The following is a 14445-nucleotide window of genomic DNA, read 5'->3' on the forward strand; positions in this document are numbered from 1 at the left end:
TCTCTCAATAAATCGTGGCGTCAGGCTACTTCACACAAGGCGCTTGGGTCGATGGAAAGTGCCAAGCGCTGGCCATCCGGGTGCAGGTCGTCGGCGGAGCGGTTGAGCACATCCACCACCAACTCCACGCCACGCGCTTCGATGCGGTAGCGAATCACGTTGCCAAGCAGGCTGTGGCTGCGCACCAGTGCGTCCAGCTCGCCGCTGCGACTCAGTTCGATGGCTTCCGGGCGAATCGCGATGCGCCCGCTGATCGGCCGCTGCAGCAATTGGCTGGCCTTGTCGGCGTCGAGCAGGTTGTAGTTGCCGATAAAACCGGCAGCGAACACATCCACCGGCGCGGTATAGAGGGTCTCGGCATCGCCGCTCTGTACGATCTTGCCCTGGTTCATCAGGAAGATGCGGTCCGACATGGTCAGCGCTTCTTCCTGGTCATGGGTCACGAAAATCGTGGTCAGGCCCAGTTCACGCTGGATCTGGCGGATCTGTTCGCGCAGGTGTTTGCGAATCCGCGCATCCAGCGCCGACAGCGGCTCATCCAGCAACAGCAGGCGCGGGCGTGTCACCAGTGAGCGGGCGAGGGCCACGCGCTGGCACTGGCCACCGGACATCTGGTGCGGGTAGCGGCCCGCCAGCTCCTTGAGTTCCACCAGTTGCAACACTTCCTGCACGCGCTTGTGACTGTCGTCGGCGTTGACCTTTTGCATGCGCAGGCCAAAGGCGACGTTCTGCTCCACGGTCATGTTGGGGAACAGCGCATAGCTCTGGAACACCATGCCGATATGCCGTTTCTGTGGGCTCAGCGGCACGATGTCCTGGCCATCCAGCAGGATTTTGCCACTGTCCACCGAGGTCAGGCCGGCGATACAGCGCAGCAAGGTCGACTTGCCGCAGCCGGACGGGCCGAGCAGGGTGACGAACTCGCCCTTGGCGATTTCGCAGTTGATGTCACTGAACACCGGGGTGCCGGCGTAGCCTTTTTGCAGGTGTTGGACGCTGACGAAGCTCATTGGCTTTTGTCCTTGTTCAAGATATTGGCGGCCCAGGTCAGCACCAGCACAAAGAAGAAATAGGAAATGACGATGGCACTGGTGAAGTGGCCGCTCGTGTTGCGCATATTGTTCAGGTAAACCTGCAGGGTTTCATAGCGGGTGCCCACCAGAATATTGGCAAACACGAACTCACCGAACAGAAACGAGAACGACAGCAGCAGCGCCACCATCAGGCCTTTGCGCAGGTTCGGCAGCACCACCAGGATCGCCGCCTGCCAGGTGCTGGCGCCGAGCAGCTGCGAGGCGTCCATCAGGTCGCGCAGGTTGATCGCTTGCAGGTTGTTGGTGATCGCGCGGTACATGAACGGCAGGGCCACGGTGAAGTAGCAGCCGATCAGGATCCACGGCGTGCCCACCATCGCCAGCGGCCCGGAACCGTAGAGTTGCAGCAGGCCCACCGACGACACCACCGGCGGCACCGCGAAGGGCAGCAGGATTAGGATGTTCATCAGCGCGTCGAGCCGGGGGAAGTGGTAATGCACCACAAACAGCAGCGGCAGAATCAGCACCACCGACAGTATCAGTGCACCCACGCACACCAGCAGCGACTGGCCGAAGGCGGCGAGAAAACGCGGGTCACTCCACAGTTGCACGTACCATTTCACCGTGAAGCCGGCCGGCAAAATAGTCGCGGACCAGCTGCTGGCAATGGAGTAGACAAAGGTGCCCACCAGCGGCAACACCAGAATCGCAAATAACAGGTACACCACTACCCGATGGTAGAGGGAGGCCGAGCCGGCTTCAGCGCGAGACATGGTAGCTCCTCTTGAGCAGCAGTTGATGGACCACGGTGACCACGGTCATCAGCGCCACCAGCACCACGGCCAGGGCACTGGCCATGTTCGGGTCCAGGGAAATGTCGCCGGAGACCATTGCCGCGATACGAATCGGCAGCACGTTGAAGTTACCGGTGGTCAGTGCATACACCGTGGCGTAGGCGCCGAGGGCGTTGGCCAGCAGAATGACGAAAGTGCCGAGCAGAGCCGGGGTGAGCACCGGCAGGCCAATGTGGCGCCAGAACTGCCAGCCACTGGCGCCGAGCAGTGAGGCCGATTCGCGCCAGTCTTCACGCAACGCATCGAAGGCCGGGTAGAGCAGCAGCACGCCCAGCGGAATCTGGAAGTAGGTGTACAGAATGATCAGGCCAGTCTTGGAGTACAGGTTGAAGTCCTGAATGATCCCGGCCTGCTTGAGCATGATGGTGATGCTGCCGTTGAAGCCCAGCAGGATGATGAACGCGAAGGCCAGGGGCACGCCGGCAAAGTTGCTGGTCATGTTGGCGAAGGCGGTCACGAAGTTGCGCAACGGCCCGTCCACGCGGCGCAACGAATAGCTGCCGAGCACCGAGATGATGATGCCGAACACGCTGGAGTAGAAGCTGATCTCCAGGCTGTACTGGATGGCCTGCAGGTAGAACTTCGAGCTGAAGATCTTGGTGAAGTTGGCCAGGCCCCAGCCGAACTCTTCCGATTGCAGGCTGTTGATCAGCACCCACACCAGCGGGGCGATTTCGAACACGATAAAGAACAGCGCAAACGGCACCAGGCACAGGATCGCCAGCCATTTGCCACGGGTTATGGAGTTCACTTCAACAGCTCCCGGCATACAGGTTTGTCGTGGGGCACCCCGAGCAGTTCGCAGACGGTGCCGCACAGTTCGGTTTGCTTGGGGGTAGCGGCAGGGTCGAAGCTGAAGGCCGAACCCAGCACGAACAGCGGCACTTCGCGTTCTTCCGGCAGCAGGCCGTTGTGCGAGCGATCGTTGTTCATGCCGTGGTCGGCGGTCACCAGCACCTGGTAGCCGGCGTCGAGCCAGCCTTGCAGGTAGTCGGCGAGGATGATGTCTGCCGAGCGTGCGCTGTTGCGGTATTGCGCGGTATCCAGGCCATGCTTGTGGCCGGCGTCATCAATGTTCATCGGGTGCACCACAAGGAAATTCGGCGCGTGTTTGCGGCGCAGGCTTTCGGCGTCGGCGAACAGGTGCGAATCCGGGTAGTGGTCATTCCAGTAGAAATGCCCGTGCTGGATCGCCAGCGCCTTGTCGTCGGTATGACGATCACGCGCGGCAATAAAGGGCGTGCGGTTATACAACTCGCTGACCCAGTGATAAGCCGCCGCCGCTGTGGTGAGACCGGCGTCGGTGGCGTAATGGAAAATGCTGCGCTGGTTGGACAGGCGCGAGACATTGTTGTGGACGATGCCGCTGTCAATCGGTGGCACGCCGGTGAGGATGCATTCGTACAACGGCCGCGACAGGGCCGGCAGTTCACAGTCCAGTTTGTAAAGCGCTGCGCGTCCTGCGCCGATATAGGCCTGTAGATGTCCCATGGCATGTCGGGCAACCTCGTAGTTCAGGCCGTCGAGCACCACAAGGATGACGTTGTGCTTCATAGGGGCTGTGGCTCCGCAACGGATTAATCTTGGCTCGGTTTTCTTGGAGGAACCGGGTAAAAAATGTGGGAGCGGGCTTGCTCGCGAAAGCAGTGTGTCAGGCAGCACTTCTTTCACTGAACCACCGCTTTCGCGAGCAAGCCCGCTCCCACACAAGCCCGCTCCCACATGGGATCTCCAGTGGAGACCCCATGTGGGGTGAAGCCTTACTGCATATTGATAATGACTTCTTCCTGCCACTTCTGCGGCAGCGCCTTGGACGTCTTCTCCCACGCCTCGGCATCCTTGATTGGCGTGACTTTCTTGTACTGCTCGTTCGGCAGCAGCTTGGCCTGCACGTCGGCCGGCAGGGTCAGGTGCTCGGCACGAATCGGACGCGCGTTGCCACGCGCCAGGTTGGTCTGGCCGGCGTCGCTGAAGATGTATTCACGGGTCAGCTTGGCGGCGTTCGGGTGCTTGGCGTATTTGTTGATGATGGTGGTGTAGCCGGAAATCACCGAGCCGTCCGATGGGATCAGCACCACGTAGTCATCCGGGTTGGCCATCTTGGCTTTGTAGCTCAGGCCGTTGAAGTCCCAGACCACGCCCACTTCCACTTCGCCTTTTTCCATGGTGGCGATGGTCGGGTTGGCCAGCGACAAGCGACCTTGCTTGGCGATCTCGGCAAACATCAGCAGCGCAGGCTGGATGTTCTTCTCGTCGCCACCGTTGGCCAGGGCAGCCGCGAGCACGCCGTTGGCGGCCTGGGCGGCGGTGCTCACGTCACCGATGGAGACTTTGTATTTGCCGGTTTTCAGGTCAGCCCAGCTTTTTGGCGCTTCGGAACCGTGCAGCAGCTTTTTGTTGACGATAAAGGCGATGGTGCCGGTGTAGGCCAGCGCCCAGTTGCCGTCTTTATCTTTCGCCCAATCCGGCACTTGTGCCCAGGTGGTCGGCTTGTACGGTTGGGCCACGCCCTGTTTCACCGCAATCGGGCCAAAGGCGGCGCCGACGTCACCGATATCGGCGCTGGCGTTGTCTTTTTCGGCGGCGAACTTGGCGATTTCCTGGGCCGAGCTCATGTCGGTGTCGATGTGCTTGAGGCCGTAGGTCTTGGCCAGGTCTTCCCAGGTGCCTTTCCAGTTGGCCCAGTCATCGGGCATGCCGACGCTGTTAACGGCGCCTTCCGCTTTCGCGGCGGCTTCCAGAGTCTTTAGATCGGTATCAGCAGCCATGGCGGCGGTGCACATGGCAATGGTCGAGCCTAACAGTGATGCCAGGAAAAGCTTTTTCATCCGAAGCTCCTTTGGGCGTTTTCAACGCGGCGTTGTTTTTCGACGGGTGGTGTTGGTCTAGGTCAGAGCAATACCTGAGCCAATCTAGGCTCGATGGATGACAGTTTCATGTCGATGTCGTTTTTAAATCACTTTTGTCGCTCAGTGCAGACTCAGCGTAGACCATGCCCAAGTACCCGCAGGCCCTGGACTTGGCCGATGTATTGCAGGGTGTGGTGCAGGGCCGCGACAGGGGCTGTCATCTGTCGGTCATCTGTAGTGCCTAGGCTGGCAAGCAGTAGCAAAAGCCCATTTACGGAGCGGTTTGTGCACCTGAACGGTGCTGGTCTAGTCCAGATAGGTAACGTTGATGCGTGATGAGGCAATCAAGGCGGTGACATCCATCGGCCTGGCGCTGCAAGAGCAGATCGACCACGGCCTGTTGCCGCCTGCCAGTAAGTTGCCCGCCGAGCGCAAGCTCAGTGAGTTGTTTGGAACCACGCGTATTACCGTGCGGGAAGCGTTGTTACAGCTGGAAGCCCAAGGGCAGATTTATCGCGAGGAGCGCCGGGGCTGGTTCGTTTCGCCGCCCCGGCTGGCCTATAACCTGATGCAGCGCAGCCACTTTCACGCAATGGTCAGCGACCAGGGGCGGGTGGCGTCGACTGAGGTGATCTCCGCGCGGCTGCAACCGGCGTCGGCAGCGGTGTGTGCGTGGTTGCAGTTACCGGCGCTGTCCAGCGTGATCCAGATTTGCCGGGGCCGACGAATTGATGGACGGCTGGTGCTGTATGTGGAGCACTACCTGAACCCGCAGTATTTTCCGGGGATTCTGGCGTGTGATTTGAATCAGTCGATGACCGAGCTGTACGCGCGCAAGTACGACCTGCATTACGGCCGCGTGCGTTTCGAAATAGTGCCGACATCACTGCCGGTGGAAGCCGCCGCCGCGTTGCGCGTGTCGGTGGGCAGCCCGGGCCTGCGCATTGCCCGGGTCAATTATGACCAGCACCAGCGGTTGATCGACTGCGACCTGGAGTTCTGGCGGCATGATGCGATTCATGTGGGCGTGGATGTGGTTTGACTGCACCTTGAATGGCTATGCTCGATATTCAACTGCTGCACCGCGAGCCAAATGTGGGAGCGGGCTTGCTCGCGAATGCGCCAGTTCAGCTAACTGATTTGTCGCCTGACACACCGCTTTCGCGAGCAAGCCCGCTCCCACATTTGAACTGCATTTCATATAAAGACTAGGGTGTCAGTGTCTTGATCACCTGATCCACATTGCCTTCCAACTCCGCCACCGGGTCCGCGCCGTCGACGTTCAACACCAACAGCTGTGCACCACCTGCCGTCACCGCGGCTTTCACTGCCTCACTCGGCTGACGATGATGCAGCACCACGGCCACGTCGCTGTCCTTCAAGCTGGTGGTTAACTGCTGCCGCGCCTCAGGCGTCCACTCGGCATCCGGCCGTGCATCGGTGCTGACCACTTCCAGGTTCAAGCTGCTGACCAGATACGCAAAGTGATCGCTCAGGCTGACCACACTCAGGTTGTCTGCCTGGGCCAGGCGCGCTTCGCTGTCGGCGCTGAGCTTGAGCAGGCGTTGCTTGAGGGTGGCGAGGTTGGCGTCGATCTTTGGCTTGGCCTTCGGTGCCAGCCGGCTCAGGTCGGCGGCCATCACATCGGCCATGCGCCCCATGTTGTTGCTCGACTGCCACGGCTGGCTGTTCAAGCCGTCAGTGCTGCCCGGCTGCACGGCGATGCCCGGCAAACCGCCGTCCACCGGGCGCGCGGCATCCACTTCGACGATGCGGATATTGCTGCGCCGCGCCACCGGGTAGAGCGGGTCATCGGCCCACAACGAACGCAGGCCGATGGTCGCGTCGGCGTCCATAGCCAGGCTATTCAACGCCTGGGCGCCGCGCCCGGTGAAGTAGGACACCTGCCGCGAGCCGGGCAGGTTGGCCGGGGCGGCGCGTTCAAGTTTCACGTCGGTGCCCTTGAGCAGTACCTCGGCCAAGCCGTAAGTAATAGGCAGCGAGGCCAGCACCTTGACCGGCTTCTTGGCCTTGGTCAGGGCGGCATGGCCGAGGCCTTGGTTGATTTTGAAGTCGTTGGGATTAAAGCCGTCTACGGCGGCCAGCGCCGAGGTGCTGAGCAGGCAGGCGATGGCCAGGGCCAGTGGGCGAAAGACAGGGCGCATTATCCAAGATTCCCTTTGAGGCTGGGCACTGTGCCGCGCGCGATGGCGGCGAAGGCGAAGGCGATACCGGCAACCAGAATGATGGCGGCGCCGGATGGGATAGGCAGGTCGAAGATAATCGGCAGCAGAATGCCGCACAGCGTGCTCACCGTGGCGATCACCACCGAAACCCAGAAGAAACCCTTGAGCGATTGGCTCAGCAGGCGCGCCGCCGCCGCCGGAATCACCAGCAGGGCGCCGACCAGAATGGCGCCGATCACCTTGACCGCCGCTACGGTGATCAGTGTCACCAGAATCACGAACAAATAATCCAGGGTCTTCACCGCCACACCGCGTACCGCCGCCAGTTGCGGGTTGAAACTGGCGAGCATGATGCGGTTGTACAACGGCAACGCCAGCGCCATCACCAACGAGCCGACCACGGCCAGCACCAGCAGGTCGTTGCCATTGACCGTCAGCACCGAACCAAACAATACGTTCTCGAGGATGTGCACGTTGATCTTGCCCGCCAGGATCAGCAGCAGGCTCGCACCCAGCGCCAGGGACACCGACAGGAACACGCCGATCAAGGTGTCCGGCGCCAAACCGGTGCGGTTGCGCAGGTAATTGAGCAGGATGCCGAACAGCAGGCAGTAGCCGAACAGCGCGCCATACGGCCCGGTGTAGGGTTCCCCTAAAAGAATGCCCACGGCCACGCCCGTCAGAGCGGCATGCCCGACCGCTTCGGAGAAAAACGCAAAGCGCTTGACCACCACCAGCGTGCCCAGGCCGCCGAGTACCGGGCCGATCAGCAGACCGGCAAGCAAGGCATTGACCACAAACCCATAGGCCAGCGCTTCCGGCAGATACCCGGAAGAGGCCCAGCCCTGGACCATCAAACGAAACGCTTCATAACTCATTGCGCCGGGCTCCGAGGGTGAGTGGAGAACAGGGTCAGCAGGCGGTCCGGGGTCAGCGCTTCTTTCGGTGTGGCGTCGAACAGCACGCGGCGGTTGAGGCCGGTGACACGCTCGGCCAGGCGGCCCACGGCTTCCAGGTCGTGCTCGATCCACAGCACGGTGATTCCGGCCAGGCGCCAGTCATTCAGCAAGCGTTCGAAGACTTGGATGCCAGCTTCATCGAGGGCCGACATCGGCTCATCCAGCACCAACAGCTGCGGCGCGGGAATCAGGCCCTGGGCCAGCAACACACGCTGACGCTCGCCGCCGGACAACGCGCCCATGCGGCGTTTACGTTTGTCCTGCATGCCGACGCGCTCCAGCGCCTCGCCAATCGCCCCGGCGTAGTGCCTGGACAGGCCCAGAAACGCCGGCCGGCGCTGACACATGGCGGCCATGAAGTCGTCGACGGTCATCGGCAAGCCGCGGTCGAACTCCAGCGCCTGGGGCACATAACCGATGGTGCCGGGCGTGGTCGGCCATTGCAGGCGCAATTGGCCCTGGTGTGGCGTTTGCCCCAGCAGGGTCTTGATCAGCGAACTTTTACCGCCGCCATTCGGGCCGACCAGTGCGTGGATGCTGCCCGGCTGGACCTGGAAGCTCACGCCATCGAGGATCACCGTGCGGCCCAAGGTCAGCGAGACGTTGTCGAAGTCGAGGGTCGGACCCATGCTGGCGACTTTCAGCTGCTGCGCCGCCGTCATGCCCCCGACTCCTGAATCGCCCGCACCACGGTGTTGAGGTTGCCGGTCATTTCCACTTCGTACTTCTGCGGCGTGTATTCGCCGTAGGAGATATGCGAAAGCGGGTACAGCTTGACCCCGGACTCACGCTGGATGGTCTCGACGTAGGTGGACGGGAAATCCATCTCCGAGAAGATCACCTTCACATCCAGGGCGCGCAGTTCATCGATGGTCTTTTTCAACTGGCTGGGGCTGGGTTCGATGCCGTGGGCCGGCTCGACCACGGCGGTGACTTCCAGGCCGAACTCGCGCAGCAGGTAGTCGTAGGCCGCGTGCACCGTGGCCACGCGCAGGTCGGGGTTGGGCGCGCTGGTCAGTTTGGCCAGGGCGTCGGCGCGCATCTGGCGCAGGCGCTTGCCGTAGGCACGGGCGTTCTGGGTGTAGGTTTTGGCGTTGTCCGGGTCGAGTTTGCCCAGTTCGCGGGCGATGTTGTTGACCTGGGCAATCGAGGCGCTGATCGACAGGAAGGTGTGCGGGTTGACCACCTTGCCCGCGCCACGTGCAGCATTGCCGGTGGCGGCCAGCAGCGGCACGTTGGCGTTGGCCTCGATCACCGGGATGTCCGGACGCTCGCTGGTGGCGATCATGCGGTCGGCGAAATCGTCATGGCCGACGCCGTTGAGCACGATCACGTCCAGCGTGCCGATGCGCTTGATGTCTTCGGCGCGCGGTTCGTAGGCGTGGGGGTTGAAACCGGCCGGGATCAACGGCACCACCTCGGCCTTGTCGCCGACGATGTTGGTGACGTAGCTGTAATAAGGGTGCAGCGTAATGCCGATGCGCAGGCGTTTAGCCGCCTCGGCATTTGCCAACGGCGCCAGCAGCAGGCTGAACAGGCTGACCAGCAACAGGCGTAACAGGGGAGATGAAATAGACATGGGCACTCGGTCTTCTCGGTCAGTGACGGTGCTGGCGCGTGACGCCAGCATCGAATTGCGCGACCACCTGCTGCCAGCCGGCTGCGATCAGCGCCTGGTCAGTGAGGTCGGAAGGGGCGGCGAGGTTGGCTTGGCGATTGAGCCAGATATCCGGCTCGGCGCCGTGCACGCGCATCAGCAACGAGCCGCTGGCACTCGGCACCTGGCTCAAGCCCACATAGGCCGAAGGTTCCAGCAGCTGCCAGCGATGGTCGCCACGGCTGACCGAACTGGCATCCTGGGCAAACGGTGCGAACCCTTCTTCGGCCAATTGCTCAGGCGTCGGCAGGGCGCTTTGCTCCTTTTGCAACAACTGGATTTCATCCAGGGTCACCCGCAGGTCGGCGTAGATGCCTTGCTCGGCGGCACTCAGGTCGCGGCGCGCATCCAGCTGGTGGCTGGGCAGTGCCGCGACTTCCTGGGTGTCACCGTGCAGGGCGATCACCGAACCGGCCACTGCCAGGATGATCAGGCACAGCAACAACACGTAGAGGGTTTCATGGCCGGCACCGGCGGGGCGTACAACCTGTGTAGTGCTCATTGGGGCTGGATATCCGCTTGGTCGATTTCCACCACGTGGCCGGGGCCTGCATCAAACAGCACATAGAACTCGGCCGAGGGTTTCTTGAAGGTCAGGGTCGAGTCCTGGCCCAGCTTGCCGGGCAGCAGGATGGTTTCGTCGTAGCCGATCACGTCCAGGGTTACACCGGGTGCACCGCTGCCGTCGGAGAAACCGCCGGTGCACTGGATCTGCTCGCCGTCGATCGCTTTGCATTCGCACATCGGGTTGTGGGCAAGGGCGGTGGTACTGAAACCGGCGCAGAGCAATAGCGCAGCACCGGCGCGGGTCAGGCGCGTTAACGTCATGGTTTAACTCCTTGCTTGTTCAGCCAGGCAATGGTGGCAGGCGAAGCCTGGCTCAGCGGGATGGAACCCTGGTGCATGGTGCCGTCCCAGCCTTCCATGGTGACCCACAGTTCGGCGTCGGCCGGCGTACGCTCCGGAACTGGCAGGGCGGCGCCCATGCGGTACGGCGTGCCGAAGAAGATCACCCCGGCGGCGCGCAGGCTGCGCGGCTTGCCGATACGCAGGTAGGTGGCCTTGACCTGCTCGGCGCAGGTGTCGCACAGGGCGGCGTTGAAGAATTTCATCGGGCCGGCCGGGTCCGGACTCGGGCCTTCATTGCGAAATTCGGCGAGTTTCAGGCTCCAGGGCCCGACCTGCACATCACCGACGATCCGCTCGCCAATGCCGGTGTCGCCGCGAAACAGCGCGGCATCGGCAAAGTACTTGGGCATGAACCCCAGCGGCACCAGCACCAGCAGAATGTTGATATGGAACCGCCATTTCAGCCAAAAGGCGCGCATCGGCGAAGGCGGCGTTGCAGCAGTGACCTTGCTCATTATTTGGCCTCCGAAGTTTCAGCCTGCAGGGCGGGGGCGGCGGCAGGCGCGCGCTGCGCCTTGGCTTCGCGCTTGAGGGCGTTGAGGGTGGCCAGCGCGGTGCGCTTGGTCCAGATCAGCAGGCCGCTCAACACCATCATGCTCAGCACCAGGCCGAAGAACGCCCAGATCAGCTTGATCCACAGCCCGCCAAAGTCACCGGTGTGCAGCGGGCGCATGGATTCGGTGACGAACTCCAGCGTCGAGCGGTCGGAGAGCAAATGCGACACCGCAATTTCGCCGCTGTAGGGGTTGAGCTGGGCGGTCTGGAACATCAGCGGGTACCAGCCGCGCCCGCCGATTTGCAGGTGGCTGTAGGCGTTGAGCGGCAGGAACACGAACGTGGCGTCCAGCCCGGGAATGCGTTGGGTGGCAATGTCGATGGCTTCGTCCAGCGCGATCATCGGCGCCGGCACGCCGGGGGCGGACATCGGCACTTTCTCGCGGGCAATCACCGGGACGATCGGTTCGCTGGAGATGGAAATCTGGTTATCGCCCAAAATCGCCTGGATCAGGAACCAGGTGCCGGTGATGGAAATCACTGCGATAAACCAGATCGACCAGATACCGCTCAGGCGGTGGAAGTCACCCCAGAAGATCCGCGCGCCGTGGCGGATGCGCAGGGTGGGGCGCAGAAACCCTTTCCAGAAGCGTTTGTAGACCACCAGCCCGGTCACCAGCGACGCCAGCAGCGGCAGGCCGAGCGCCGAGACCAGGTACCAGCCCCAGCTGAAGCCGTTGGTGAACGGCACCAGCCACCAGCCATGCAGGGCGCGGGTAAATTGCTTGAAATCGAACGACGGGCTGATGCCCTGGATCGCGCCGGTGTACGGGTTGACGTAGACCTCCACGGAGCGCCCGTCCGGGTAGCTGAGGTCGACACTCAGCGCAAAGTGCGTTTCGTCCGGGCGGATGATCGACTGCACGATTGCCTTGGGCTCGTCGCGCTTGATGGCCGCGATCACTTGGTCGAAGCTCAGCATCTCGGCATCATCCGACGGTTTGCTCGCGCGGATATCCGGGTTGGCCAGCCAGACGATTTCCTGGCTGACCACCGCCAGGGTGCCGGTAACGCAGACGATCAGTACAAAAAACCAGATGGGCAATGCCAACCAGCTGTGTACGAGAAACCAGAGTTTTGAGCGTGACTTCTTCGACATGTGAATGAGGGTCTTGATCGGAGGGGGCGAAAGAGGCCCGGAAAAGGCCGGTCGTAGCTTTTGCTGACGCGACGGGCTGTATCTAAGTTAAGACGGATGAGAAACAGAAATCCCTAAGGCGGAAATGAAAGAAAATGTTTCTGGTTCACATTCACAACGCGTGCAGCTGCTGATCGAACACGAAACATGTTCCAAGCCATCACCCAGGCGCCATTGATGGGGCGGGGCGGCTGCGTAGGATGGGGTAAGCCGTTGAGCCAGCCTCAAGACACGTGAGCCGAAGAAAAATGACTGCCAGAACCCTCTACGACAAACACATCGATTCCCACACGGTGTGCCCCCTGGATGACCAGGGCCATGTGCTGCTTTATATAGACCGCCAGGTGATCAACGAATACACCAGCCCCCAGGCCTTCAGCGGCCTGCGCGAGGCCGGGCGTGAGGTTTGGCGCCCCGGCACGGCACTGGCGGTGGTCGACCATGTGAACCCCACCACGCCCAAACGCATTGCGGCAATGCCCGACGCCGGCGGCGCGCGGCAAGTGTCGTACCTGGCGGAGAACTGCCGGGACTTCGGCATCGAACTGCTGGACATCCTCGACAAACGCCAAGGCATCGAACACGTGATCGCCCCGGAGCAGGGCTTTATCCTGCCGGGCATGGTGATTGCCGCCGGTGACAGCCACACCACCACCTACGGCGCCCTCGGCGCGTTTGGTTTTGGCATCGGCACCTCGGAAATCGAGCACCTGCTGGCCTCGCAGACCCTGGTCTACAAGCGCCTGAAAAGCATGCGTGTCACGGTTGAGGGCGAGTTGGCGCCAGGCCTCACGTCCAAAGACGTGATCATGGCGTTGATCGGCAAGATCGGCGCGTCCGGTGCCACCGGCTATGCCATCGAGTTTCGCGGCTCCACCATCGACGCGCTGAGCGTCGAGGCGCGCATGACCATTTGCAACATGGCGGTGGAAGCCGGTGCGCGTGGTGCCTTTATGGCGCCGGATGAAAAAGTCTTCGCCTACCTCAAGGGCAAGCCCCGCGCGCCCAAAGGCGCGTTGTGGGACCAGGCGCTGGTGGGCTGGCGCCAGCTGCATTCGGACGCCGACGCGGTGTTCGACCAGGAAGTGCAACTCGACGCCAACACCCTGGAGCCCATGGTCACTTGGGGCACCAGCCCCGACCAGGCCGCGCCGATTGGCGCCCGTGTGCCCGACCCGCAGGACGTCAGCGACCTGATCCTGCGCCAGGATATGCGCCGCGCCCTCAACTACATGGGCCTGGAAGCCGGTATGCCGCTGAGCGATATCGTCATCAGCCACGCGTTTATCGGTTCCTGCACCAATGCGCGTATCGAAGACCTGCGCGACGCCGCCAGCGTGGTGCGCGGCAAACACGTGGCCGAGCACGTACGGGCGATGATCGTGCCCGGCTCCACCGAAGTGCGCGACCAGGCCGAGGCCGAAGGGCTGGCGGCGATCTTTATCGACGCCGGTTTCGAATGGCGCCAGTCCGGCTGCTCGATGTGCCTGGCGATGAACGACGACGTGCTGGCCCCCGGCGACCGCTGCGCCTCCAGCACCAACCGTAATTTCGAAGGCCGCCAGGGCGCGGGCGCACGCACCCACCTGATGAGCCCGGCGATGGTCGCCGCGGCTGCCATCACCGGTCGCCTCACTGATATTCGCCACTTTGGAGACCGCGCATGAGCCTGCAACCTTTCACCCTGGTCACCGGCAAAGCCGCGCCGATGCTGGCGGCGAACATCGACACTGACGTGATCATGCCCAAGCAGTTTCTCAAAGGCATCGACCGCAGCGGCCTGGACCGCGGGCTGTTCTTCGACCTGCGCTTTCTCGCGTCCGGCGAGCCTGCCCCGGACTTCGTGCTGAACCAGCCGGCCTGGCAGGGCGCGAGCTTTATGGTGGTGGGGCCGAACTTCGGCTGTGGTTCCAGCCGTGAACACGCGGTGTGGGGCTTGAAGCAAATGGGCATCCGCGCGCTGATCGGCAGCAGCTTTGCCGGGATTTTCTATGACAACTGCCAGCGCAATGGGGTGTTGCTGATTACCCTGGACGAAGCGGTGTTGCACACACTCGGGCAAACCGTGAGCCAGGCGGACCAGGCGCAGATCAGTGTGGACCTGGAAAACCAGGAAATTCGCTTGGCCGATGGTCAAGTCATCCCGTTCCAGATCGACACCCTGCGCAAGACCGCGCTGCTATTGGGCCTGGATGCGATTGGCAGCACCTTGCAACGCCGCGAGCAGATCAAAGCATTTGAGCGCGAGCATCTGGCGGCCAACCCTTGGCTTGGTTGACACGCCCGGCGCCTTGGCCTTAAGTG

16 protein-coding genes are annotated in these 14445 nt (G+C 62.2%); 3 read left to right on the forward strand and 13 right to left on the reverse strand.

The window, feature by feature from the left end; translation table 11 throughout:
• Positions 1-20: 20 nt before the first annotated feature.
• From PspR76_RS10855 to PspR76_RS10875, 5 genes are all read right to left on the reverse strand, one after another.
• Positions 21-1010, reverse strand: a complete 990-nt coding sequence (locus PspR76_RS10855; RefSeq protein WP_010565203.1) for an ABC transporter ATP-binding protein — start codon at positions 1008-1010, stop codon at positions 21-23.
• Positions 1007-1807 (reverse strand): ABC transporter permease, encoded by an 801-nt coding sequence (locus tag PspR76_RS10860; protein ID WP_159955175.1) that lies wholly within the window; start codon positions 1805-1807, stop codon positions 1007-1009. Before PspR76_RS10860 ends, PspR76_RS10855 begins: the two co-directional genes overlap by 4 nt.
• Positions 1794-2657, reverse strand: a complete 864-nt coding sequence (locus PspR76_RS10865; protein WP_174245613.1) for an ABC transporter permease — start codon at positions 2655-2657, stop codon at positions 1794-1796. The genes PspR76_RS10860 and PspR76_RS10865 overlap by 14 nt, the downstream gene beginning before the upstream one ends.
• A complete protein-coding gene (locus tag PspR76_RS10870; RefSeq protein WP_159955177.1) occupies positions 2636-3442 on the reverse strand; it encodes an alkaline phosphatase family protein in 807 nt (268 codons plus the stop codon). The genes PspR76_RS10865 and PspR76_RS10870 overlap by 22 nt, the downstream gene beginning before the upstream one ends.
• A gap of 206 nt (positions 3443-3648) precedes the next feature.
• Complete coding sequence (locus tag PspR76_RS10875; protein ID WP_159955178.1) at positions 3649-4716, reverse strand: ABC transporter substrate-binding protein; 1068 nt, start codon at positions 4714-4716, stop codon at positions 3649-3651.
• Between the two features lie 349 nt (positions 4717-5065).
• Between PspR76_RS10875 and PspR76_RS10880 the strand changes: the two genes are divergently transcribed.
• Positions 5066-5779: a UTRA domain-containing protein gene (locus PspR76_RS10880; protein WP_010211607.1), complete on the forward strand. Its 714-nt coding sequence runs from the start codon at positions 5066-5068 to the stop codon at positions 5777-5779.
• Between the two features lie 166 nt (positions 5780-5945).
• Here the strand turns inward: PspR76_RS10880 and PspR76_RS10885 are convergent, their stop codons facing one another.
• Genes PspR76_RS10885 through PspR76_RS10920 form a run of 8 tightly spaced genes read right to left on the reverse strand, consistent with a single transcriptional unit; the run spans position 5946 to position 12102 of the window.
• Positions 5946-6902 carry a metal ABC transporter solute-binding protein, Zn/Mn family gene (locus tag PspR76_RS10885; protein ID WP_159955179.1) on the reverse strand — a complete coding sequence of 319 codons (957 nt, stop codon included), beginning with the start codon at positions 6900-6902 and terminating at the stop codon, positions 5946-5948.
• Positions 6902-7801: a metal ABC transporter permease gene (locus tag PspR76_RS10890; protein WP_106580574.1), complete on the reverse strand. Its 900-nt coding sequence runs from the start codon at positions 7799-7801 to the stop codon at positions 6902-6904. The genes PspR76_RS10885 and PspR76_RS10890 overlap by 1 nt, the downstream gene beginning before the upstream one ends.
• Positions 7798-8544, reverse strand: a complete 747-nt coding sequence (locus PspR76_RS10895) for a metal ABC transporter ATP-binding protein (RefSeq protein ID WP_159955180.1) — start codon at positions 8542-8544, stop codon at positions 7798-7800. Before PspR76_RS10895 ends, PspR76_RS10890 begins: the two co-directional genes overlap by 4 nt.
• Positions 8541-9461, reverse strand: coding sequence for a metal ABC transporter substrate-binding protein (locus PspR76_RS10900; protein ID WP_159955181.1), 921 nt, complete (start codon positions 9459-9461; stop codon positions 8541-8543). The genes PspR76_RS10895 and PspR76_RS10900 overlap by 4 nt, the downstream gene beginning before the upstream one ends.
• Positions 9462-9480: 19 nt before the next feature.
• Positions 9481-10041: a DUF6162 family protein gene (locus PspR76_RS10905; protein ID WP_159955182.1), complete on the reverse strand. Its 561-nt coding sequence runs from the start codon at positions 10039-10041 to the stop codon at positions 9481-9483.
• Entirely contained in the window at positions 10038-10367 is a 330-nt protein-coding gene (locus tag PspR76_RS10910) for a hypothetical protein (protein WP_159955183.1), read from the reverse strand. Before PspR76_RS10910 ends, PspR76_RS10905 begins: the two co-directional genes overlap by 4 nt.
• Positions 10364-10903: a thiamine pyrophosphate-binding protein gene (locus PspR76_RS10915; RefSeq protein WP_159955184.1), complete on the reverse strand. Its 540-nt coding sequence runs from the start codon at positions 10901-10903 to the stop codon at positions 10364-10366. The genes PspR76_RS10910 and PspR76_RS10915 overlap by 4 nt, the downstream gene beginning before the upstream one ends.
• Positions 10903-12102 carry a PepSY-associated TM helix domain-containing protein gene (locus PspR76_RS10920; protein WP_159955185.1) on the reverse strand — a complete coding sequence of 400 codons (1200 nt, stop codon included), beginning with the start codon at positions 12100-12102 and terminating at the stop codon, positions 10903-10905. Before PspR76_RS10920 ends, PspR76_RS10915 begins: the two co-directional genes overlap by 1 nt.
• Before the next feature lie 287 nt (positions 12103-12389).
• Between PspR76_RS10920 and leuC the strand changes: the two genes are divergently transcribed.
• Together leuC and leuD are read left to right on the forward strand one after the other, a co-directional pair.
• On the forward strand, positions 12390-13808 hold the full coding sequence (gene leuC / locus PspR76_RS10925) for a 3-isopropylmalate dehydratase large subunit (protein WP_159955186.1): 1419 nt from the start codon (positions 12390-12392) through the stop codon (positions 13806-13808).
• Positions 13805-14419: a 3-isopropylmalate dehydratase small subunit gene (gene leuD, locus PspR76_RS10930; RefSeq protein WP_159955187.1), complete on the forward strand. Its 615-nt coding sequence runs from the start codon at positions 13805-13807 to the stop codon at positions 14417-14419. Before leuC ends, leuD begins: the two co-directional genes overlap by 4 nt.
• The last annotated feature ends 26 nt before the right edge of the window (positions 14420-14445 follow it).

The sequence above is a fragment of the Pseudomonas sp. R76 genome, from assembly GCF_009834565.1.
GTDB lineage: Bacteria > Pseudomonadota > Gammaproteobacteria > Pseudomonadales > Pseudomonadaceae > Aquipseudomonas.